The organism is Mycobacterium sp. ITM-2016-00317 (assembly GCF_002968295.1).
Classification (GTDB): Bacteria; Actinomycetota; Actinomycetes; order Mycobacteriales; family Mycobacteriaceae; genus Mycobacterium.
Genome location: NZ_CP134399.1, coordinates 4563513 through 4583454, shown reverse-complemented (window position 1 = coordinate 4583454; position 19942 = coordinate 4563513). Strand labels below are relative to the sequence as shown.

General features: G+C 68.8%; 25 protein-coding genes. 13 read left to right on the top strand and 12 right to left on the bottom strand.

The features are described 5' to 3' along the window. Complete coding sequence (locus C6A87_RS21875; protein ID WP_311114169.1) at positions 1–1338, bottom strand: PLP-dependent aminotransferase family protein; 1338 nt, start codon at positions 1336–1338, stop codon at positions 1–3. A gap of 150 nt (positions 1339–1488) precedes the next feature. Here C6A87_RS21875 and C6A87_RS21870 point away from each other — a divergent pair, with 150 nt between their 5' ends. Together C6A87_RS21870 and C6A87_RS21865 are read left to right on the top strand one after the other, a co-directional pair. Next, positions 1489–1887, top strand: coding sequence for a PaaI family thioesterase (locus C6A87_RS21870; RefSeq protein WP_311118039.1), 399 nt, complete (start codon positions 1489–1491; stop codon positions 1885–1887). Positions 1888–1912: 25 nt separating this feature from the next. Further along, positions 1913–2224 carry a GNAT family N-acetyltransferase gene (locus C6A87_RS21865; RefSeq protein WP_311114168.1) on the top strand — a complete coding sequence of 104 codons (312 nt, stop codon included), beginning with the start codon at positions 1913–1915 and terminating at the stop codon, positions 2222–2224. Between the two features lie 3 nt (positions 2225–2227). Here the strand turns inward: C6A87_RS21865 and C6A87_RS21860 are convergent, their stop codons facing one another. Genes C6A87_RS21860 through C6A87_RS21845 form a run of 4 tightly spaced genes read right to left on the bottom strand, consistent with a single transcriptional unit; the run spans position 2228 to position 5291 of the window. After that, positions 2228–3001, bottom strand: a complete 774-nt coding sequence (locus tag C6A87_RS21860; protein WP_311114167.1) for a DUF427 domain-containing protein — start codon at positions 2999–3001, stop codon at positions 2228–2230. Positions 3002–3008: 7 nt separating this feature from the next. After that, complete coding sequence (locus tag C6A87_RS21855) at positions 3009–3158, bottom strand: hypothetical protein (RefSeq protein WP_311114166.1); 150 nt, start codon at positions 3156–3158, stop codon at positions 3009–3011. 51 nt (positions 3159–3209) lie between these two features. Continuing rightward, positions 3210–3590 carry a hypothetical protein gene (locus C6A87_RS21850; RefSeq protein ID WP_311114165.1) on the bottom strand — a complete coding sequence of 127 codons (381 nt, stop codon included), beginning with the start codon at positions 3588–3590 and terminating at the stop codon, positions 3210–3212. 48 nt (positions 3591–3638) lie between these two features. Beyond that, entirely contained in the window at positions 3639–5291 is a 1653-nt protein-coding gene (locus C6A87_RS21845; protein ID WP_311114164.1) for an AMP-dependent synthetase/ligase, read from the bottom strand. A 374-nt stretch (positions 5292–5665) separates the two neighbouring features. Here C6A87_RS21845 and C6A87_RS21840 point away from each other — a divergent pair, with 374 nt between their 5' ends. The 5 genes from C6A87_RS21840 (at position 5666) to C6A87_RS21820 (ending at position 9544) form a co-directional block, all read left to right on the top strand. Next, entirely contained in the window at positions 5666–5902 is a 237-nt protein-coding gene (locus tag C6A87_RS21840; RefSeq protein WP_311114163.1) for a hypothetical protein, read from the top strand. 3 nt (positions 5903–5905) lie between these two features. Next, positions 5906–6838: an esterase-like activity of phytase family protein gene (locus C6A87_RS21835; protein WP_311114162.1), complete on the top strand. Its 933-nt coding sequence runs from the start codon at positions 5906–5908 to the stop codon at positions 6836–6838. A 38-nt stretch (positions 6839–6876) separates the two neighbouring features. After that, the gene (gene glnII, locus C6A87_RS21830; RefSeq protein WP_311114161.1) at positions 6877–7896 is read left to right on the top strand and encodes a glutamine synthetase; all 1020 of its coding nucleotides are present in this window, start codon (positions 6877–6879) and stop codon (positions 7894–7896) included. Positions 7897–7941: 45 nt separating this feature from the next. Next, complete coding sequence (locus C6A87_RS21825) at positions 7942–8109, top strand: hypothetical protein (protein ID WP_311114160.1); 168 nt, start codon at positions 7942–7944, stop codon at positions 8107–8109. 76 nt (positions 8110–8185) lie between these two features. After that, positions 8186–9544: an acetamidase/formamidase family protein gene (locus tag C6A87_RS21820; protein WP_311114159.1), complete on the top strand. Its 1359-nt coding sequence runs from the start codon at positions 8186–8188 to the stop codon at positions 9542–9544. On the opposite strand, the gene C6A87_RS21815 is transcribed toward C6A87_RS21820, so the two are convergent. Beyond that, positions 9517–10386, bottom strand: coding sequence for a sigma-70 family RNA polymerase sigma factor (locus C6A87_RS21815; RefSeq protein ID WP_311114158.1), 870 nt, complete (start codon positions 10384–10386; stop codon positions 9517–9519). The two genes, C6A87_RS21820 and C6A87_RS21815, sit on opposite strands and share 28 nt — an antisense overlap. A gap of 100 nt (positions 10387–10486) precedes the next feature. On the opposite strand from C6A87_RS21815, the gene C6A87_RS21810 reads away from it, so the two are divergent. Both C6A87_RS21810 and C6A87_RS21805 read left to right on the top strand, forming a co-directional pair. Continuing rightward, positions 10487–10855, top strand: coding sequence for a DoxX family protein (locus C6A87_RS21810; RefSeq protein ID WP_396836917.1), 369 nt, complete (start codon positions 10487–10489; stop codon positions 10853–10855). Positions 10856–11166: 311 nt separating this feature from the next. Further along, positions 11167–11928 (top strand): TMEM165/GDT1 family protein, encoded by a 762-nt coding sequence (locus tag C6A87_RS21805; protein WP_311114157.1) that lies wholly within the window; start codon positions 11167–11169, stop codon positions 11926–11928. On the opposite strand, the gene C6A87_RS21800 is transcribed toward C6A87_RS21805, so the two are convergent. The 4 genes from C6A87_RS21800 to C6A87_RS21785 form a co-directional block, all read right to left on the bottom strand. Further along, positions 11911–12159, bottom strand: a complete 249-nt coding sequence (locus tag C6A87_RS21800) for a hypothetical protein (protein ID WP_110765592.1) — start codon at positions 12157–12159, stop codon at positions 11911–11913. The two genes, C6A87_RS21805 and C6A87_RS21800, sit on opposite strands and share 18 nt — an antisense overlap. Positions 12160–12214: 55 nt before the next feature. Next, the gene (locus C6A87_RS21795; RefSeq protein ID WP_311118037.1) at positions 12215–13546 is read right to left on the bottom strand and encodes an MFS transporter; all 1332 of its coding nucleotides are present in this window, start codon (positions 13544–13546) and stop codon (positions 12215–12217) included. 95 nt (positions 13547–13641) lie between these two features. After that, complete coding sequence (locus C6A87_RS21790) at positions 13642–13926, bottom strand: hypothetical protein (protein ID WP_311114156.1); 285 nt, start codon at positions 13924–13926, stop codon at positions 13642–13644. 137 nt (positions 13927–14063) lie between these two features. Beyond that, entirely contained in the window at positions 14064–14579 is a 516-nt protein-coding gene (locus tag C6A87_RS21785; RefSeq protein ID WP_311114155.1) for a transporter substrate-binding domain-containing protein, read from the bottom strand. A 388-nt stretch (positions 14580–14967) separates the two neighbouring features. Between C6A87_RS21785 and C6A87_RS21780 the strand changes: the two genes are divergently transcribed. The 4 genes from C6A87_RS21780 (at position 14968) to C6A87_RS21765 (ending at position 17602) form a co-directional block, all read left to right on the top strand. Next, the gene (locus C6A87_RS21780; RefSeq protein ID WP_311114154.1) at positions 14968–15306 is read left to right on the top strand and encodes an STAS domain-containing protein; all 339 of its coding nucleotides are present in this window, start codon (positions 14968–14970) and stop codon (positions 15304–15306) included. Positions 15307–15403: 97 nt separating this feature from the next. Further along, a complete protein-coding gene (locus tag C6A87_RS21775; protein ID WP_311114153.1) occupies positions 15404–15643 on the top strand; it encodes a CsbD family protein in 240 nt (79 codons plus the stop codon). Positions 15644–15669: 26 nt separating this feature from the next. Beyond that, positions 15670–16077 (top strand): STAS domain-containing protein, encoded by a 408-nt coding sequence (locus tag C6A87_RS21770; protein WP_311114152.1) that lies wholly within the window; start codon positions 15670–15672, stop codon positions 16075–16077. Positions 16078–16546: 469 nt separating this feature from the next. Beyond that, the gene (locus C6A87_RS21765) at positions 16547–17602 is read left to right on the top strand and encodes a hypothetical protein (protein ID WP_311114151.1); all 1056 of its coding nucleotides are present in this window, start codon (positions 16547–16549) and stop codon (positions 17600–17602) included. Positions 17603–17611: 9 nt separating this feature from the next. Here the strand turns inward: C6A87_RS21765 and C6A87_RS21760 are convergent, their stop codons facing one another. Then, on the bottom strand, positions 17612–18301 hold the full coding sequence (locus C6A87_RS21760; RefSeq protein WP_311114150.1) for a response regulator: 690 nt from the start codon (positions 18299–18301) through the stop codon (positions 17612–17614). Next, the gene (locus C6A87_RS21755; RefSeq protein WP_311114149.1) at positions 18298–19869 is read right to left on the bottom strand and encodes a sensor histidine kinase; all 1572 of its coding nucleotides are present in this window, start codon (positions 19867–19869) and stop codon (positions 18298–18300) included. The genes C6A87_RS21760 and C6A87_RS21755 overlap by 4 nt, the downstream gene beginning before the upstream one ends. Positions 19870–19942: the final 73 nt, after the last annotated feature.

The following is a 19942-nucleotide window of genomic DNA, read 5'->3' as shown; positions in this document are numbered from 1 at the left end:
TCACGCCGATGGCAGATGGGCGCGGATGCGTCTGCCGATCTCGCGCAGCGCATGCACCAACTCGCCCTCACGCGGGGTGGCCAGCGCCAACCGGATCGCATTCGGGACACTGCCGGTCGTCGCGAACGCGTCGGCAGTCGACACCAGAATCCCCGCCTCGGCCAGCTGCCGGGCCAGCACGTCGCTGCGCAGCTCCTCGGGCAGCGGCAGCCAACCGATGTAGGAGCCCGGATGCCCGTGATAGCCCAGTGCAGTCAGTTCGGCGCGGGCCAGCTGTTGACGATGCCGGGCGTCGTCGCGCCGCGCCGCCTCCCACTGTTCGACCGTCCCGTCGGTCAGCCACCGGGTGGCCAGCGCGACCGCGACCGTCGAGGTGCCCCAACTGCCCGCGCGCAGTGCCCGAATCAGCGCCTCACGGCTCTGCCGCGGACTGACCACGAAGCCGAAGCGGAGGCCGGGCGCAAGGTTCTTCGACATCGACCCCACGTAGAACGTGCGCTCGGGCGCCAGCGTCGCGATCGGTGACAATCCGGGTTCGAGGAACGCGTAGACCCCGTCCTCGACGATGGTGAGATCGTGGCGGGCGGCCAGCGCCGCCAGCCGCCGCCGCTCTGCTGTGCCGAGCACGAAACCCAGTGGATTGTGCAGTGTCGGAGTGCAGTACACCGCTGACACCGGCCGCCGTGCACACAGCCGCTCGAGGTGATCAAGGTCCATCCCCGAGCTGTCGACGGGCACCGGCGCGAGCTCGAGGCGGCGTGCGGCGGCGACCAGCTTGACGCCGGGATAAGTCAGCGCGTCCACGGCCACGATCGATCCCGGCGTCGTCACCGCGCCCAGGGCGGCGTCGAGTCCCTGCTGGCCGCCGGCGGTCAGCACCACGGCCTGCGTGGGGACGTCGATGCCGTGACCGAGCAGATAGGTCGCCACCGCCGCCCGGTCGCGGGTGCGCCCGCCGGGCGGTTCCTGCATCAGCAGAGCCTCGAGATCCCCCTCGGCGGCAAGCTCGCGTAGCGCGCGTCGCAACTGATCCCCCTGGCCTGGGGTGAGCGGCTGGTTGAAGGACAGGTCCGCCACGCGGTTCGCCGGTGTCGCGCGCCGTGGCTCCAGCCCGGCGAACCCGCTGAGATCTCGCACGAACGTTCCACGGCCCGGCTCGCCGACGATCAGGCCCGCCTCGGTGAGCACGCGGTACACCTTGGTCGCGGTGGCCACCGCGATGCCGTGCTCGGCGGCCAGCCCGCGATGGGTGGGCAGTCGTGTGCCCGCCGGTAACACGCCGGCGCGGATCTGCGCGGCGATGTCGTCGGCCACCTCGACGTGGCGGTGAATGCGCAACCGACGTCCACCTTGTCTGTAGGACAATTCTTTGATTGCACTATGCCAGCTCGTTACCGTCGGGCCATGCCGCATTCCGCCGCGCTGCCCGTGCTGGACCACCTCAAGGAACTGATCGCCGGCGGCGCCGACGCCGCGCCGCCGATCCACCTGCGCTACCCGACGGCGATCTCCGAGCTCCTCGACTTCGGCATCGTCTCCGTCGGGGAGGGCACCGCATCGGTGCGGGTGAGCACCGATCCGGCCCGGCACGGCAATCAACAGGGCACGGTGCACGGCGGCTTCCTCGTCGAGCTCGCCGACGCCGCGATCGGCACGGCGCACTCCACCCTGATGCAGCCCGGTGAGACATTCACCAGCATCGACATCCGGGCGGCGTTCCTGCGCCCGGTCTGGGCGGACACCCTCACCGCGTCGGCGTGGCCCACCCACCGCGGTAGGACGATCACCCACTACAGCTGCGAGGTGGTCCGCGCCGACGGCAAGGTCGCCGCGGCCGTCACCAGCACGGTGATGACGCTGCGCGGTGACGCGGCCCGAGGGCGGTGACCGGCAACGGATCTATCGTGAACAGATGACTGCCGAAACTCCACCCGACCGCACCGGGGCCGCCACCACCGTCACCCGCGAACCCGGACGGTTCGTGATCGCGGTGGACGGCCGCGAAGTCGGACTCGCCGACTACCACGACAGCGACGGCCGGCGGGTCTTCCCGCACACCGAGGTGTCGCCGCAGTTCCAAGGTCGAGGTCTGGCAACGATTCTCGTCGGCGAGGCGCTGCGCGTCACCCGGGACGAGGGATTACGCATCGTGCCGACCTGTTGGATGGTCGCCGAATACATCGACAAGCACCCGGAGTACGCGGACATCACCGACCGGGTGTGAGAGCTACCCGAACATGGTCTTCGGTCGCGGAAGTCGTACGCCGTCGACGGTGAGATCCACCTTCTCGTTGTAGAAGGCGACCAGGCCGGCGATCGCGCCGACCGCGGGCAGCGGATGGTGGTAGCTCCACGCGAGGTCGGCGTGCAACCCGCCGCCGGTCCGCACCGACCAGTAGGCCGAGGTGACCCCTTTGTACGGGCACACGGTCTGCGTGTCAGACGGTTCCAGAGGCTCGGTGGCGATGTCGGTCTGATCGATGTAATACCTTGTCGGCAGCCCGGTTTCGAACAGCAGTATCGGGCTTAGGGTGTCGGCCAAACGCACCCCGTCCAGATCGACCACGACGTGGCGGTGCGAGCGCAGTGCGTCCACCCGCGCGTACGGGTTGCGCGGATGCTGATAGATCGGTTCGTCCTCCTCGAACCACGTCAACGCGTCCCACTCGAACTTGACCAGCCCGGCGACCGGGCCGTCCCCGTCGTCGAACACCCGCGCCGCCCCGTCGGCGGTCCGCCCGCAGGCCACCACCGAGTACAACCGCGACGGGCCGAACTGGACCCGCTGCGGATGCTCGTCGTCGCGCAGTAGCCCGGTGCGCACGTCGGCGAGCGGAATGTAGTACTGCGGGTAGTACGGGACCTCCCACACATAGCGCGCCGCGGTGGTGTCGAAGACCAGTTCGCTGCCCAGGTAGCCGCGGATGCGCCGCGGCACCGGTTCGACCCGGCCCCGCTCCGCGGCCGGCGGCGGATAGTTCGGTTGGTCCGAGGTGCTCACGTTGCTCTCAGTTCTCGCCGGGAACCTGACGGTAGGTCTGCCCTCGCGCCGGCGCGTCCGGGTCGTCGTCCTGGTGGTCCAACTGCTCCTGCAGGTCGCGCTGCTCCTCGGTGGCCTCAGAGGCGTCCTTCGGGGTGGCGGCATTCTCGGGTTCCATGACGGGGGAATTGTCCGATCGGTGCGCGATGAAACCACCTCGGCGAGTCCGTCAGTTGGCGAGCAGCCACGCCGTGAGCCAGAACGTGGCCGCGCTGACGGCCAGCGCGCCCGGGATGTGCAGGGTCAGCGTCGCGCCCTCGCCGAGCGCCGCCTGCACGAAGGTGAACACCAACAGCGCACCGGCCAGTGCGGCGGCCCACCAGCCGCGCCTGCGCTCGTAGGCCAACCCGACCAGCGCTACCAGCAGACCGCCGGAAGCGATGTGCAGCGCGATCGCCGCGGCGCCGTGGATGTCCTCGAGCTGGTGGGCCTGGACGAGCCGACCGGCGGTCCCGAACAGCACGACCACCACCGCGACGGTCAGCACAGCGAACACGCGTGAGGCCAGCAGCCAGGGCCACGATGACGGACGACTGTCGGCTGACGGCATGGCTATCCTCCGGGCGACGCGGGGAACGGGCGCTCCCCACGGTAAACCTCACCGCCGGTCCGGACCCGCCAACGGCACTGCATACAACGCGTCGATCTGGCCGACGTACTTGCGTACGATCGCCCGGCGCCTGAGTTTCATCGTCGCGGTGAGTTCGTCGGAATTCGGCAGCCATGTCTCGGTCACCAGAGCGAATCTCGTGACCTGCTCGCCCCGCGACAGCCGTTGATTGGCCCGGTCGATGTGCGCCTGCACCGCCGCGGCCAGGGCATCACCGGTCGGATACTGTGCCGCGCGTCCCGGGTCGACCACGATCAGGGCCACGTTGTACGGCCGGCCGTTGCCGATGACGCAGGCATGCTCGATGAGCGGACCGGCATCACGCAGCCGGGCCTCGATATTCGCCGGGGACACCTTCTCACCGCTGCTGTTGACGATCAGATCCTTCTTGCGGTCGAGGATCCAGATCCTGCCGTCGTCGTCGATCCGGCCGATATCGCCGGTGCGCAACCAGCCCTGCGCGTCGAGTACGAGGTTCGTCGCCTCCGGCCGGTCGCGGTAGCGCAGCATCACCGCTGCACTGCGGACGAAGAGTTCGCCGTCCTCGGCGACACGGATTTCGTTGTGCGGCAACGGCATACCGACGCAGCCGGCATCGTCGAGGGTGGAGATCGAGACGACGCCCGCTGTTTCCGTCACCCCGTAGATCTCCCGCAACGGGACACCGATCGAGCGGAAGTAGTCGACGACACCAGGCGGGCAGGGCGCCGCACCCACGAGGGCGACCTCGATGCGTCCAAGGCCGATCTTGTCGCGGATCACCTCAGGGTCGACACCGGCCTCGACGGCCCGTGCGGTGGCCGCCTTGAGCTTCTCCCACAACCGGGGCGGGGAGAAGAAGATCTCCGGCTGGGTCTGGTTCAGCAGCGGCAGCAGGCGTCGGGCGTCGCGGCAGCACACAATGCTGGAACCCGTGATCATCGGCAGGTAGTGGGAGGCGATTCGTTCGGCGATGTGCGCCATAGGCAGGTACGAGATGGACCGCATGTCACGGCGCACCCCTAGGTCTTTCGCGAGATGCGTGGCGGTGGTCATGATGGCGTGGTGGGTCAGTTCGGCGCCCTTCGGGGTGCCGGTGGTGCCGGAGGTGTAGACCACGGTGGCGAGGTCGGTCGGTAGACCGGCATGACGGTCCGGTTCGGCGGGTGGTGTGGCCATCAGTGACGTCCACGAACTCGTTCCGACGGTGACGACGTGTGGTGCGGGGGCGTCGACGAGTCTCAGCGCAGCCTGCAACGTCGACTCGAACTGCGGCTCGGTGACGACGACGCGACACATCGAGTTGGACAGGATCTCGGCCAGTTGCTCAGGGGCCGAGGACTGGTACAGGGAGAACGGTGTGCCGCCGGCCAACAGGACGGCGATGTCGGCGACGTGGAACTCGGGCCGGTTGGTCAGCAGCAGGCCGACGGTGTCGCCGCGGCGCAGCCCGATGACTCGCAGGCCCGACGCAGCGCGCCGTGCGGCCGTACCGTACTGGCGCCACGTGAAGACGACATCGAGCCGCTCGTCCAGGATGGCGGGCGCGTTCCCGCGCCGGTCGACCTGGGACAGGAACGCCTCGGTGATCGTCGGCGGACCGGCGCCGGGGTCGAACATGTTGGCGTAGAGCGGATGCGGCGAACTGTCCAGAGCGGTCATGAGCGGTTTTCTCTCGGGGTGTGGAGGGGGTTCGCCGTTCCGGCGGCGCTGCCCAACGCGAATGCGTGAAACTGGGTGGCCTGCTTCTCACTGAAGTTGTCGTCCAGATGCCTGTTCGGCGGCTGCCGCGAGACCCATGGGGTCCGCGCGCGGCTCTGAACCATGTGTCGGCCTCGGAGATCGTCGGGGAGAAAGTGTGCGTGTCCGACACAGAGTCAAGGCCGGCCGACCAGCGGCTGGAAGGGACCAGTGTTACTAGGCTGGGTGCTGCCACCCTGGCGTTCGGCAACCATCAAGGGGCGCAGGGGTAGTGGAACTCCTACTAGGATATTCGCGGCCTAGCTGTCGAGTGCGCGCACTTGGATGCTTGCTGCGTGACACCGAGTATCGACACACATAGCGGGGCGAGCGCGTCCTTTCTGCGCATTCCCGTCTACGCGGAACCGCAAACCCGCGCCGGCGCCACACCCGAGGGCTTCCTGGCGCGGTTCCGCCGCGTGCGGAGCGCGCAGCGCCGATCCGGCGGTGACTCGCCGAAGAGGCGGTACCCGCCGCGGCGCACCGACTACATGGAGAACGCCGCGATGGCACGCGAGATGTACCGGCTGTGACGCATGCAGTTTTTGGGTCAGAAGACGTTGCCTCACGGGACGACATTCGACGGCACCGTCGTCGGCGGTCTCTCGGCCATCACCTACGACCCGGACCGCAGGCTTTACTACGTGATCTGCGACGACCGGTCGGTGCGCGGCAGTGCACGCTTCTACACTGTCCGTATCGCCCTGTCGCTCAGCGGCATTCGTGATGTGTCGATCGTCGACGTGCAACCGCTGCTGCATACCTCGGTGATCGCGCCCGATCCCGAGGGCATTGCCTTCGATGTCGCACGGCAGCAGCTGTACTGGTCGTCGGAGGGCTTCGTCCCGCTGGACCCCTGGATCAGGATCGCCGGGCTCGACGGGAGCTACCGTGGTGAATTCCGCCTGCCCGCGCATCTCAGGCTGTCCCGGGATCAGCGTCGTGGCGCCCGACCCAACGGTTCGCTGGAGGGTCTGACGCTTTCGCCGGACGGACGCTTTCTCTATGCGGCGATGGAGGAGCCGCGATGGGAGGACGGAGAGCCGGCGCATGCCGGTGGCGGTGCGCTGATCCGGATCGCCAAGTTCGATGTGGAGCGCCGGAAGGGGTTGGCGCAGTGCGGCTATCAAGTCGAGGCTGCGCCGCCGGGCACCGAGGGGAACGGCGTCTCCGACATCCTGGCGCTGTCCGACGAGGTCCTGCTGGTGATGGAGCGTGCGGGCAGCAGAGGTTTGAAGCTGCAGGTCCGTCTGTTCCGCGCCGAGCTCACCGGGGCGACCGACATCTCGCCGATCCCGAAGCGGCTCGTCGCCGACCTGGCCGCGATCCCGGCACTCGGCACACCCGACAACGTGGAGGGCCTCACTCTCGGACCCGTGCTTCCCGACGGTCGGCAGTCCTTGGTGCTGGTCAGTGACGACAACTTCTCGGACCGGCAGATCTCTCAATTCCTGGCATTCGCACTGTGAGAGCTGCGATTACACATCACCAAAGGAGAACGAAATCCATGACCTACAAAGCCGAATACATCTGGATCGACGGCACCCGGCCGACGGCCAAACTGAGGTCGAAGACCAAGATCCTGCCCACCGGTAGCGAGCCGCCGGTCTGGGGCTTCGACGGATCCAGCACCAACCAGGCCGAAGGCCACGCCTCGGATCGGGTGCTGCAGCCGGTCGCGTCGTACCCGGACCCGATCCGCGGGGGCGACGACATAATCGTGCTGTGCGAGGTCTTCCACACCGACAACACCCCGCACGAGTCCAACACCCGCGCCGCGTTGCGCGAGGTCGCCGAGCGGCACGCCGCCCAGGAGCCGCTCTTCGGTATCGAGCAGGAATACACCTTCTTCAAGGGGTCCCGCCCGCTCGGCTTCCCCGACGGCGGCTTCCCGGCTCCACAGGGCGGCTACTACTGCGGCGTCGGCACCGACGAGATCTGCGGCCGCCCCACCGTGGAGAAACACCTGGAGAACTGTCTGGCAGCCGGGCTGGCGATCTCCGGCATCAACGCCGAGGTGATGCCCGGCCAGTGGGAGTTCCAGGTCGGGCCCCTGGGTCCGCTGGACGTCGCCGACCAGCTCTGGGTCGCGCGCTGGCTGCTGTACCGGACCTCCGAGGACTTCGGACTCTCGGCCACGCTGGACCCCAAACCGGCCAAGGGCGACTGGAACGGCGCCGGTGCGCACACCAACTTCTCCACCAGGAAGATGCGGGAAAGCTACGACGCGGTCATCGAAGCCGCCGAGGCGCTGGGCCGCGATGGAAAACCGTTGGAGCACATCACCAACTACGGGATCGGGGTCGAGGCCCGGCTCACCGGCGCGCACGAGACCGCGCCGTGGGACAAATACAGCTACGGCGTGTCCGATCGCGGCGCGTCGGTGCGCATTCCGTGGCAGGTCGAGGTGGAACAGAAGGGTTACATCGAGGATCGGCGTCCGAACGCGAACGTCGACCCGTACGTGGTGACCCGGCTGATCGTGGACACCTGCGCCACGGCGCTGGAGAAAGCCGGCCTGGTCTGACGCTCGCCCAGAGTTCACGTCACGGATGTCCGATCGAGGACCCTGGTGTCCTCGACGAAGGCGAGCATCGCGGGTCTGGGGGACACCGCGGGGGCGATCTCGGCCCAGGACAGCGTCGCGGTGTACCCGTCGGCGCCGGTGACCACGACCGCCGCCGGCAGCAGGGGGTTCGTCTGGCCGGGATTCTGCCTGGCATCGGCAACAAGGAGTTAGCACACCGGTTTCGGGCCGGAAACACCCAGCGGGAAGCCTCACGCGCAGTTGTCTGCCGCGTGAAAGGTGCCGCCCTGTGTCTGAACTCGCTCGAGAAGCCGCCGAAACCCTCTGGTCGGGGCTCGGCCGGCGGGACTTCCTCCGCGCCGTCGCGGCCGTCGGCGCGGGCGCCGGTGTCGTCGGGGTGGCGGCCTGCTCGTCGGGATCGTCGTCCAGCTCACCGGACAACACGACCGCAGGAGCGAACTTCACCATCCTCCAGCCCGGGGACGGGGACCCGACCGGGGACCACTACCTGCAGTCGGTGCCGGACCAGGTGCTGTGGGGCTATGTGCCGACCGTGCACGCGGCGCCGGCGCTGCGGATGAGGTCGGGCCAGACCGTGACCATCGATGCGGTCAGCCATGAGGGCATCCTGGAAGACCAGGGTCGCAACCCCGTCGAATACTTCGGCGCCCAGGGCGTGTCCGAGGCCGACGTGCTGCAGGACGCCATCGCCATCGCCGCCGAGTACAACCGCACGCCGAGGAACTTCGACAAGGACGGCCCGCACGTGGTCACCGGTCCGGTGTTCGTGGAGGGCGCCGAACCCGGCGATGTGCTGAAAATCGAGATCCTGCAGGCTGTTCCGCGGGTGCCGTACGGCGTGGTGTCGAGCAGGCACGGCAAGGGCGCGCTGGCACGCACCCCGGACAAGGAGGCGCCGGCCGGTATCAGCCTCGCCGAGGTCATGCCGCCGGTGGCCACCGACGGCAGGCCCAACCCCGACCCCACCAAGTACGGCAACGTGTCGACGTTCACCGCGGTGGAGGACGGTCACGGCGTCATGACCTACGGGGCGGCGCGGGTGCGATTCCCGTTGCGCCCCTTCATGGGCATGATGGGGGTGGCCTACTCACAGGACACCGACCCGACCGCGGCGTCCGCGAACTCCATTCCGCCGACCCTGGGCGGCGGCAACATCGACATCCGGCTGCTCGGTGAAGGAGCCACCTTCTATCTGCCGGTGTTCGCCGAAGGCGCGCTGTTCTATGTGGGGGATCCGCACATGGCGATGGGCGACGGTGAGGTTGCGCTCACCGCCATGGAGGGTTCGCTGCGCGGCAGTTACCGCCTCTCGGTGTGCAAGCCCGGTTCCGGCGATGCCCCGTCGGTGGCCTACCGCTACCCGTTCGGCGAGACCGCCGACGCGTGGGTGCCCATCGGCCTGTCCGACCCGGACGGGTCGATCGGCGGTCAGGGCAGCGACCTCGACATCGCGATGCGCCGCGCGGTCGTCAACGCGCTCGACTTCCTGGAGACCGACCAGGGTATGGACCGGGCCACCGCCTACGCGTATCTGTCTGCGGCGGCGGACTTCTCGGTGTCGCAGGTGGTCGACAGGACCGTCGGTGTGCACGGCCAGGTCTACAAGTCCCACTTCGTCGAGAGCTGATTCGCGGCCGCCAGGACATCACCGCCGCGCACGGCGGAGATGGTGATGTGTGCGACCAGACCGGCGCGGACGTCGACGTCGATCGCCGCCAGGGGATGACCGCCGGGCGCGATGAGGTCGACCAGATGACCGTTGCGCCGCATCGGCACCCGGCAGCGGATGCGCTCGGCGAACAGGCGCGTCTCCTCGGCGACCGCCCAGGCGCCGGACACGGTGGACGGTGTCCCCGGGGGCAGCAGCTCCGGGTCGGCGATCCGGACGCATTCCGGTGCCATCAGCGCGACCATACCGAGAACGTCGCCGCCCGCGGCGGCACGCAGAAAGGCCTCGACGACCTCGCGGTCGGCGGCAGCACCCGGGATGTCGGCCTCCGCCACGTCGGGACGTAACCGGGCCCGTGCCCGGCTCGCGTGCTTCTTCGCGGCGGCCGGCGTCACGCCCAAGATGCCGGCGATCTCGTCGAACGGGACGGCGAACAGGTCATGCAGCACGTAGGCCGCCCGCTGCGTCGGGGCGAGCCGGGACAGCAGAACCATCAGCGCGCGCCCGACCGCCTCGCGCCGGAGGAACTCCTCGTCGGCGGCCCACGTCTCGGTCGCGGCCGGCTCGGCGCGCTGGGTCAGCCGATCTCGGCGCTGACGTTCGCGCAGCTGGTCCAGGCACACGTTGGTGACCACTCTGGTGAGGTACGCCGGCACATTGCTGATCTCGGCGCCGGGGGCGGTCGCGACACGGACCCACGCGGTCTGGACCGCGTCCTCGGCGTCGTGCACCGAACCGAGGAGCCGGTAGGCCAGCGACAACAGTCGGGGGCGCTGTTCTTCGAACTGGGAGGTCGGCACCGGTCACCTTTCCCGCGTGCGGATCGTCATCAGAAGTGAGAGGACAACGACGAGCGATCCGGGAGGGCGACATGACGAGCATAACGACGGGACACCGGCCGTGACAGGCCTTGCGGGCACCGCACTGGCGGCTGTGACGCTCATCTGCGCGGCCGCCAATGCGGCGGTCGGCATCGCCGACCTGGCCCGCGCGCAGTTCGTGCTGGCCAACTCCGCCGAAGTCGGTGTGGCACCGCGGTGGATCCCGTACCTGGCAGCGCTGAAACTGGCGGGTGCGGTCGGCCTGCTGATCGGTCTGGTCGCCGCGCCGTGGTTGGGCCTGGCTGCCGCGGTCGGTCTGGTCGGGTTCTTCGTCGGCGCGGTGGGAGTGCACGTGCGCACCCGGGTGTTCCACAACATCGCCTTCCCCGCCGCCTACCTGCTGTTGGCGGTCGGGGCCACCGTGTATTTCGCCGAAGCCGTGGGGTGAATCAGGGTGCTCGCCGAACGGAGTGAGGGTACCCAAACTTTGCCGGTCGTGTTCCCAAACTTATTGTGCGAGAGTCGGATTCGAGAGGTACCGGTTGCCGGCTGCGCCAGGTTCTGGGTATGGTGTTGCCAGCGAAGGGGAGTAGCCCCCAAATCGGCAATCGACATACTGGCTGCGCGGCGTGCTGTGCGGCCCGGTTGTCCGGACCGGTCCTGGACCGGTGGGCGAGACCTTCGGCCGTACAGACCGTTTGGGTTGCCGGCCGGAGGCGTCTTTTCTCCGAGCGGCCTGCCCCGACCCCGAGGAGTTGTGTGCTCGCCGCCCTGTTGTTGAGCTTCGCCGTCATCTTCGTCGCCGAGTTGGGTGACAAGACCCAGCTCGTCGCGATGATGTTCGCGCTGCGCTACCGCTGGTGGGTGGTGCTCTCGGCGATCACCGTGGCCACCACCGCGGTGCACGTGCTGTCGGTGGCCATCGGCCATTACCTCGGTGCGGCGCTGCCGACACATCTGCTCGGCCTCATCGCCGGTGCGATGTTCATCGTCTTCGGGCTGTGGACACTGCGCGGCGACAGCCTCTCCGACGACGAGACGTCGCGCGCCGCGAAGGCGACCGCGCCGGCGTTCTTCGTCGTCACCTCGGCGTTCATCCTGGCCGAGCTCGGCGACAAGACGATGCTGGCCACCGTCACGCTCGCCGCGGACCGCGACTGGCTGGGCGTGTGGATCGGCTCCACGCTGGGCATGGTCGCCGCCGACGGGCTGGCGATCCTGGTCGGGGCGGTGGCCGGCAAGCATCTGCCCGAACGGTTCATCCAGATCACCGCGGCGGCACTGTTCCTGGTCTTCGGCTTCTACATGCTGCTGGAATACCTGCTGCCGTCGGCTTCGGTCATCGTCATCGCACTCGCCGCGCTGGCACTCGTGCTCGGGATCGGCGCGATCCTGCGCGCGCTGCCCGAGCGGCTGCGGCCACCGGTGCTCCGGCCCGCGGCGGCGCCGTCGGCCGCCACCGACACCGGCGAGCAGTCCCCGCTCACCGCGGGGTCGGGCACCTCAGATCGGCACGACTGACCGGATCGCGATCTGGTCGGTCTCACAGTGCCTGCAGGCCAACGGGCGCACCTTCAGCCGGACGTTGGCGATCCGCAGCGCACGTCGGCACATTGGATACGGGCACCCGCACGACAACGTGACCCACCACTGCGCCGGGTGGGCGAGCGGGCCACAGAACTTGCGGCAGGTGCACAGGATCTCGGGGTCGAAATCCAGTTCTGCCAGCGACGGCTCGGCCAGTGTGGTCACGGCACCCAAGGCTAAAGTGGTGGTCGAGACTTTTGCGGGAGGCGCGCGCGAAAAGTCACCGCGCGCCGCTCACGTGCCTGCCGGCGTCGCCCGGCAGCCGCAGCGTTTCCACCAGGGTCAGCGCCAGAAGCACGCCGAGCGCGACGAACGCCCACGAGAACGACGTCAGCACGGTCAGCAGCAGCGCCGCCACCGCGATGCCCAGGCCGGCGGCCACCTCCTGCACGGTGGCGTTCAGCGTGTTCGCATGGGTGAGCTCGTCGCCATCGACATCGGCGAACGCCAGGCTGTTGTAAGCGGTGAAACCGATCGACCGCAGCGCGCCGCTGACATAGAGCGCGACCGCGATCAGCGCCACCGGGGTGCCGGGCTGCAGCGCGGCCAGCACCCCGAACCAGGCGACCGAGACCAGCCCGTTGACCAGAAGCACGCGCTTGATCCCGAACCGGCGCATCAACGGTGTGGTGAGCGGTTTGATGGTCAGGTTGCCGACGAACAACGCCGCCACCATCAGACCCGCGGTGAACGCCGACCACCCGAACTCCAGCTGGAACAACAGTGGCAGCAGGAACGGCACCGCGGTGATGACCAGGCGGTACAGCGAGCCGCCCGAGACCGTGATGCGCAGCGTGCGCACCCGCAGCACCGACAGGCGCATCAGTGGGGCCGGGCTGCGTCGCAGATGCCAGATCGCAGCGCCGAGCAGGGTGACGGCCAGCGCCCCGCCGATGCCGACCATCAACCAGTCGGTGCCGCTGACCCGGATGTGCTCCAGGGCCAGCAGCGCTGCGGCGATCCCTGCGCCGAGCAGCAGCAGGCCGCGCCAGTCGAACGGCCGGGTCTGCGCGGCCGGTCCACCGCGGATCAGCTTGAACGCCAACAGAAGTCCGACGATGCCGATCGGGATGTTGATCAGGAAGATCCAGCGCCAGGACCCATAGGTCGCGATCGCGCCGCCGAGTGCGGGGGCGAGCACCGGCGCGGTCAGCGCCGGCCAGGTCAGCAGCGCGATCGCCCGGACCAGGTCGGCCTTGTCGCTGTAGCGCAGCACGGCCAGCCGGCCGACCGGCACCATCATCGCGCCGCCGACTCCCTGCAGCACCCGCATGGCCACGAGCATCGGAAGTGACGCGCTCAGCGCACAGCCCACCGAGGCCAGCGTGAAAACCACGATGGCGGTGAGGAAGACCCGCCGGATGCCAAACTTTTCGGCCAGCCATCCGGTGGCCGGGATCAGGATCGCGACGGTGAGCAGATAGGCCGAGACGGCGATGTTGACGTCCACCGGAGCCACCCCGAACGTCGCGGCGATGGCCGGGATCGCGGTGGCGATGATCGTCGCGTCGAGGATCTCCATGAACATGGCGCCGGCGACGAGCAGCGCCATCCCCCGGGGGAACGAGGATCGGGAAGGGGTCGCCGCGGACACGGGATCCAAACCTAGACCGCCCCCGATGGCCGGGGTCGCCCGGGGAGAGCGAATCAGTCCGAGCAGTTCAGCGCCACATGCACCTTCTGCCGAGGCCGGACGGTGAACACGTTGGCGTCGTCCTCGTCGAACGGGAACTGCTGGATGCTGGGCAGGTTGCGCACGCTGATCACGCTGCACTGGTCCAGCGGGCCGTTACCCACCCGGCTGATGCGCACGTCGTGACCCTGCGCCCGCAACTGATTGATCGTCGAGGCGGCGGTGTCGGCCTGCGCGGGCGCGGCGAGTACGAGCGCCGCACCGACCGGGAGTAGGACGGAGGCGAGAGACTTCTTCATGCGTAACTCCTTGAGTCGGCGCCTCAGCGGCGCGACCGAATATCGATGCCACCATCGTCGCGACGTGACCGCTGCGACGCTTGGAGCCTGGGTGGAGATTCCATAGAGGTTTCCAATCCTTTTCGGAGATCTCGGTTTCAGAGGACTTTGGAAAGGAAGTCGCGCAACCGCGGATGATTCGGGTTGTCGAACAGCTCGCCGGGCGGCGCGTCCTCGACGATGTCGCCGTCGGCCATGAACATCACCCGCGAGGCGACCTCGCGCGCGAAGCCCATCTCGTGGGTCACCACCACCATCTGCACCCCGGACTCGAAGTACGGGTCGGAGAAGTCGAACACAGCCTTGCGTTCGTCGGTGATCGACATGCCCGCGATCACCCCGGCGGCCTGGTTGGCCTGCACCGCCTGCAGGGCGGCGTCGAAGCCGAGGGGCTTGATGTCGACGGTGAAGTCCTGGTCCTCGGCGATCTCACGGATCAGATCCATGTCGATGCCCACGAGTTGTCCACCGGCGTCCTGGAATTCGAACGGCGCAAAGGTGGTGTCGGTGGCGATGACGTAGTCGGGTTCCTGCGCCGAGGCCGTCCCGGCGGCCGGCAGACGATGTCGCCCGGGGGAGGTGGCCTGGCTGTTGCCGGCCTGACGTGACCGCATCGCGCGCATGGTGCCTCCCCGCGTAGGTGTCTGACAAGAACGCTAATCCCGGGAGGGGCCTCGCGCCGCGGAATACGGTCAGCGGGCGGGGGCGCCGACCGCGCCGGTGGGCGGCGGTGGCCGAGTCGGGCCCAAATCGGCTCCGGCGGTGAGACGTTGAACGTCGGCGTCGGCCCCGCGGACAACGCGGCGGGCGGTGCCGTAATGACCCGCCCGGAGGCCGTTGGGCAGGCCCGGACCGCAATCGGCGGCTACTGTGCCGGTGCAGCCCCGGACTCCGATAGCCTGTGTACGGTGTCGCGTGCGGCACCGACCCGGGTTCAGACTGCAGCCTCTTGAGTTCACGTGCGTCCGATCCGCGGCCGCACCCCACGAGACGAGGCTTGAGGTGCAGCAATTCAGCGAACACCAGATCGATGGTGTCGTGGTCGTCGTCGCAACTGGCGCCGTCGACATGCTCACCGCGCCACAACTGCAGGAGGTCGTCACCGCCGCGCTCGCTCGCAGGCCAGACGGCCTGATCATCGACCTGACCGCGGTGGACTTCCTCGGCTCGGCCGGTATGCAGGTGCTGATGATCACCCGTAAAGAGCTCGACGGCGCGATCAAGTTCGCCGTCGTCGCCGACGGTCCGGCAACCAGCCGCCCCCTCAAGATCACCGGGGTGGCCGACTACATCGACTTGTTCTCCACGCTCGACGTCGCGCTGCAGAACCTCACGGCCTGACGGCCCGGCTTCACCGCCGTGAGCGGCAGGTTTCGCTTTTTGGCCCTCGGGGAACAGACGCTTCGCGCAAAGACCCCCGCAGACAAAGGAGCGTTTCGTGAGCGACAACAATTCCGGTCCGGAAGAAGCCGTCAAGGGCGTCGTCGAGGGTGTGAAGGGTAAGGCCAAAGAGGTCGCAGGCGTCGTCACCGGCCGGGATGACCTGCAACGCGAGGGGCAGGCCCAGCAGGACAAGGCCGATGCGCAGCGCGAAGCCGCGCAGAAGGAGGCCGAGGCCGAAAGCGCTCGCGCCGCTGCCAAGGCCAACGAAGAGCGGCAGAAAGCCGAGCAGGGCTAACCGTCAGGCAGGTAAGTTGGCCTGCAATGACCGTCACGTCCATCCGTAGCCGCTCGGCGGACAGTCGGCGCTTCGCCATCGCGTCGACGACCCTGACGTTCGCGTGCCGGACGGAAGGCTCCGGGGGACGAACTCAAGCCACCGTGGCGGTCATGGGCGAAGTGGACGCGGGCAACGCCAAACTCTTCGCCCACACCGTGCGGGAAGCCGCAGGCGGGCACGCCGCACTGGTGCTCGATCTCACCGAAGTCAACTTCATGGCGTTCGACGGCGCCTCGGCGCTGTACGCCATCAGCGCACATCTGGCCCGCGAAGACGTGACGTGGTGTGTGGTGGCCGGCCCCGCCGTCTCGCGGGTGCTGGAACTCTGTGACCCCGAGGGGCTGATCCCGGCTACCACGGTCTCGTCGGTGCGCGGCGCCAAGCCCGCCTGACGCGTTTTCAGCGAACCCCGGCGCAGAGTCGACACTTGGGACTGTGGGCGGCCGCACAACGGTTCGTCCGCCGGCGCTATCCTCACTGTGGGTTTGCTGTCGTGTCGCGGTGTGATCTGACGCTCACTTTGGGCGGGAAAGCTAAGAATTCGTTACGAACATGTTTTCTTCCAATTTTCGCTGAACACTTGCTGAATCCGTTCAAGGCCAGTTCAGGCACTGCTCAATGTTTGCCCAGGGAATATCACAAATCCATCACGAGAAGTTTCCTAAGCGTGGGCTGAGAGGTTGCCGAGCCGTTCCGTGAGACGTCATCTTCGAGGGGCGTGACCTTGAATTTCCGTCGCTACACTCGATTCAGGCGGCGCCAGTTCGGGCGCCCCGGGACGTAATCTAGAGCCAGGCAGCCGCGCTGCCGGCGGAGGTACCACGACACATGGCAAACTTTTCGGGACTGATGGGGCGTCTGATGCCCAGAGGTAAAACTGCGGCGCGTGTGGCCGAGGGCTCGCGCGCGAAGACCTCGGCCAGTTCACCCACCGACGTGGCGCCGGACCGGCAGCTCACCGTGGCACGCGGGCCGATCGCCGACATCGCCGCCGGCCACGGCACGGTCGCGGTCGCCAACCCGGCCGACGGCAGCGTGTCGCTGATCGACAACACCACGCTGGCCGTGGTCGCCACCGTCGCGGTGGACGGCGAGCCCACCGCCGTCGCGGTGTCCGACGACCGGGCCTTCGTCAGCGTGGCAGCCGAGAGCTTCGACGCCGTCAAGGTGATCGACCTGGAGAGCCGCGCCGTCGTGGCCACCTACCCGTTAGCCTTCGCGGTCACCGCGCTGACCGTCGACGCCGACGGCAAGCGCGTGTACGCCGCCCGCGGCGCGCAGGACAGCGTCGACATCGCGGTCATCGACGTCACCGCCGAGCGGGTCGGCACCATCGGCATCGGCTCCGGCCCCGCTGCCAACGTGGACGCGCTGTGCGCCGACCCCAACGGCAAGCGGGTTTACGCCGCAGTCACCGACGCGGTGGGCAGCCGGCTGATCGTCGTGGACACCGAAACCTCGCAGGTCCGCCGGGTCGTGCCGATCGGTCCGCCGATCCGCGACATCGCCTACGCCGGGGGCGCGGTCTACCTGCTGACCTCCGATCGCGCGGTCGGCGGCGCCGTCCACGTCCTGGACCTGGACACCATGCGGGTGACCGACCGGGTGGCCCTCGGTGGCGCACCGACCCGGTTGTCGATGAGCGCCGACCAGACCCGCGCCTACATCGTCGACTACGACCGCGTCGCGGTGCTGTGCACGCTCAGCCTGGAGATCGTCGACGCGCTCACCGTCGGCACGCGGCCGTCCTGCGTTGCGCAGGGCGCCGACAGCGCGCGGCTGTACGTCGCCGACTATTCCGGTGAGGTCAGCGTGTTCGCCGTCGAGTCGACCATCGAGTCGCTGTACACGCAGTTCCTGGCGACCGACCCGCACGCGCTCCACGCCTCGCGCACGCTGCAGGCCGCCCCGGCGTAAACCGGCGGCTCACCGCCACTGATACCGCGTCTTGGGCCGTCCCGCCTTGCCGTACTCGGTCTGCCGGCGCACCGTGCCGTCGTCGGCGAGACGTTCGAGATAGCGCCACGCGGTCACCCGGGACACCCCGACCTGTTTGGCGACCTCGTCGGCGGTCACCCCGTCTGCCGAATCGCGCACGGCACGGGCGATCTCGTCGTTGGTGCCCGGTGACGCGCCCTTCGGCGCGGCCGCCCGGTCCGGCCCCACGCGTAACTCCGCGAGCGCGCGGTCGACCTCGGCCTGGCTGGCCGCATCCGTGCCCGCCGGCAGTGCCTCGCGGTAACGGCGGTAGCGCTCGAGGCGGTCCCGGAACGCGGCGAAGGTGAACGGCTTGAGCAGATACGCCAGCGCGCCCTGTCCCACCGCGGCGCGCACCATCTCCAGGTCCCGTTCCGAGGTGATCGTGATGATGTCCGGCGCCGGCCGCAGCCCCGACAGCGCCGACGCGAGAGCGATGCCGTTGGCGTCTGGCAGGCCGATGTCGAGCAGCACGAGGTCGATCGGCGTGTCCGTGGTCGCGGCCGTGGCGGCCGCCCGCATCGCGTCCCGCGCCGTATGCGCCACCGCTGCCACCGAAAAGCCTTGCAGCCGTTGCAGATAGGCCTGATGCGCGTCGGCGATCAGCGGTTCGTCCTCGACGATCAGCACGGTGATCACGGGCGCGTCACCGTCACCGTCACGACGGAGCCGTAGGTCACGTCCGCGGTGAGCTGCCCGCCGTGCCGTTTCACCACCTGGGCCACCAGCGCCAGCCCCAGCCCGTGCTGAGCGGCGTCCTCGCCGGACTTCGTCGAGTACCCGCGACGCATGGCCGTCTCGAATGTGCCGTCGTCCATGCCTACTCCGCTGTCGGCGACCCGGATCAGCAGCCGCTGCGAGTCCTGGTGCACGGTCACCTCCACCCACGGATCGTCGGGATCGCAGGCGTCCATCGCGTTGTCGATCAGGTTCCCGGCGACAGTGACCATCTCCTGCCCCGTCAACAACAGGTCGTCGGCGGGCAGTTCGGAATCCTCGGTGATCGTCAGCTCGATCCCGCGCTCGTCGGCCTGGGCCGCCTTACCGAGCAGGAGAGCCACCAGTGCGGGCTCACCGACCGCGCTGGACAACCGGTCGACGAGCAGCTGGGACAACTGGAGCCCGGCGGTGGCGAACCGGACGGCCTCGTCGGGGCGACCCATCTCCACCATCGTGACGATGGTGTGCAGCTTGTTCGCCGCCTCGTGGGCCTGCGCCCGCAGCGAGTCCGTCAACACCTTGAGCGAGTTGAGTTCGCCCAGCGCACCCTGCAATTCGGTGCGGTCGCGGATCGTCACCACCTCGGAGCCGTGCGCGTCCGAACGCACCCGGGACCGGTTCACCACCAGCACCCGGTCGTCGGTGACGTGGACCTCGTCGCGGGCGCCCGGGTTGTAGGTGCGCAAGAACTCCGGCAGATCCGACTGCGCGACCGCGCCGGCGGGAAGCGACAACAGGCGGCGGGCCTCGTCGTTGACCACCGCGACCCCCGATCGGTCCAGCACGATCAGGCCCTCGGACACCGAGTGCAGGATCGCGTCGTGGTGGTCGTACATGACCCGCAGCTCGTCGGGACCGAGGCCGCGGGTCTGGCGCAGAAGGCGACGGCGGATGCCCCATACCCCGACCAGTGAGATGGCAAGGGCGCCAACGCTGATCGCGGCGATCATCGGCCACTGCGCCTGCCAGCGGTCGGCCAGGCTCTGCTGAAGGATGCCCGCGGCGACCAGACCCACGACCCGGCCGTCGGCGTCGTGCACGGGGGCCACCGCGCGGATCGACGGGCCCAGCGTGCCGGTGTACACCTCGGTGAACGTCCGCCCCTCGAGTGCGGGCCCGATGTTGCCCAGATAGGCGCCGCCGATCTGCGTCGGGTCGGTGTGGGTGAACCGGGTGCGGTCGGGCGCCATGATCGTGATGAACGCGATGTCGGTCTGCCTGCGCACCAACTCGGTCACCGGCTGCAGGATCTCGGTGGCCCGTCCGGACCCGATCGCCTCGGCCGTCGACGGTGAGTCGGCCAGCGCGGTTGCGATGCCCAGCACCTGTTGCTCGGCGGCGGCATCCCCGTCGTGCCGGGCATCCAGCACCGCCAGCGCACTGCCCGCCAGCACGATCACCGCGATCACCAGGATCTGCAACACGATCGCCTGCCCGGCCAGCGAGCGCGGCCACGGCGACCGGGACGGGGGCCGGGTCGTTCTCATCGGCCTCCTCCCGCTCATGTCCCCGCAAGGCATCCTTGCAGACCGGTGGGTGCACCGATGGTGAACGACAGCG

What these genes read in the sequence shown, in the direction of transcription:
- C6A87_RS21765 (WP_311114151.1), top strand. Translation starts at nt 16,547, where the DNA reads ATGCCCAGAGGTAAAACTGCGGCGCGTGTGGCCGAGGGCTCGCGCGCG.
- C6A87_RS21850 (WP_311114165.1), bottom strand. Translation starts at nt 3,590, where the DNA reads ATGCCGTCAGCCGACAGTCGTCCGTCATCGTGGCCCTGGCTGCTGGCC.
- C6A87_RS21790 (WP_311114156.1), bottom strand. Translation starts at nt 13,926, where the DNA reads ATGAAGAAGTCTCTCGCCTCCGTCCTACTCCCGGTCGGTGCGGCGCTC.
- C6A87_RS21855 (WP_311114166.1), bottom strand. Translation starts at nt 3,158, where the DNA reads ATGGAACCCGAGAATGCCGCCACCCCGAAGGACGCCTCTGAGGCCACC.
- C6A87_RS21865 (WP_311114168.1), top strand. Translation starts at nt 1,913, where the DNA reads ATGACTGCCGAAACTCCACCCGACCGCACCGGGGCCGCCACCACCGTC.
- C6A87_RS21785 (WP_311114155.1), bottom strand. Translation starts at nt 14,579, where the DNA reads ATGCGGTCACGTCAGGCCGGCAACAGCCAGGCCACCTCCCCCGGGCGA.
- C6A87_RS21795 (WP_311118037.1), bottom strand. Translation starts at nt 13,546, where the DNA reads ATGGCGCTGCTCGTCGCCGGCGCCATGTTCATGGAGATCCTCGACGCG.
- glnII (WP_311114161.1), top strand. Translation starts at nt 6,877, where the DNA reads ATGACCTACAAAGCCGAATACATCTGGATCGACGGCACCCGGCCGACG.
- C6A87_RS21755 (WP_311114149.1), bottom strand. Translation starts at nt 19,869, where the DNA reads ATGAGAACGACCCGGCCCCCGTCCCGGTCGCCGTGGCCGCGCTCGCTG.
- C6A87_RS21835 (WP_311114162.1), top strand. Translation starts at nt 5,906, where the DNA reads ATGCAGTTTTTGGGTCAGAAGACGTTGCCTCACGGGACGACATTCGAC.
- C6A87_RS21845 (WP_311114164.1), bottom strand. Translation starts at nt 5,291, where the DNA reads ATGACCGCTCTGGACAGTTCGCCGCATCCGCTCTACGCCAACATGTTC.
- C6A87_RS21770 (WP_311114152.1), top strand. Translation starts at nt 15,670, where the DNA reads ATGACCGTCACGTCCATCCGTAGCCGCTCGGCGGACAGTCGGCGCTTC.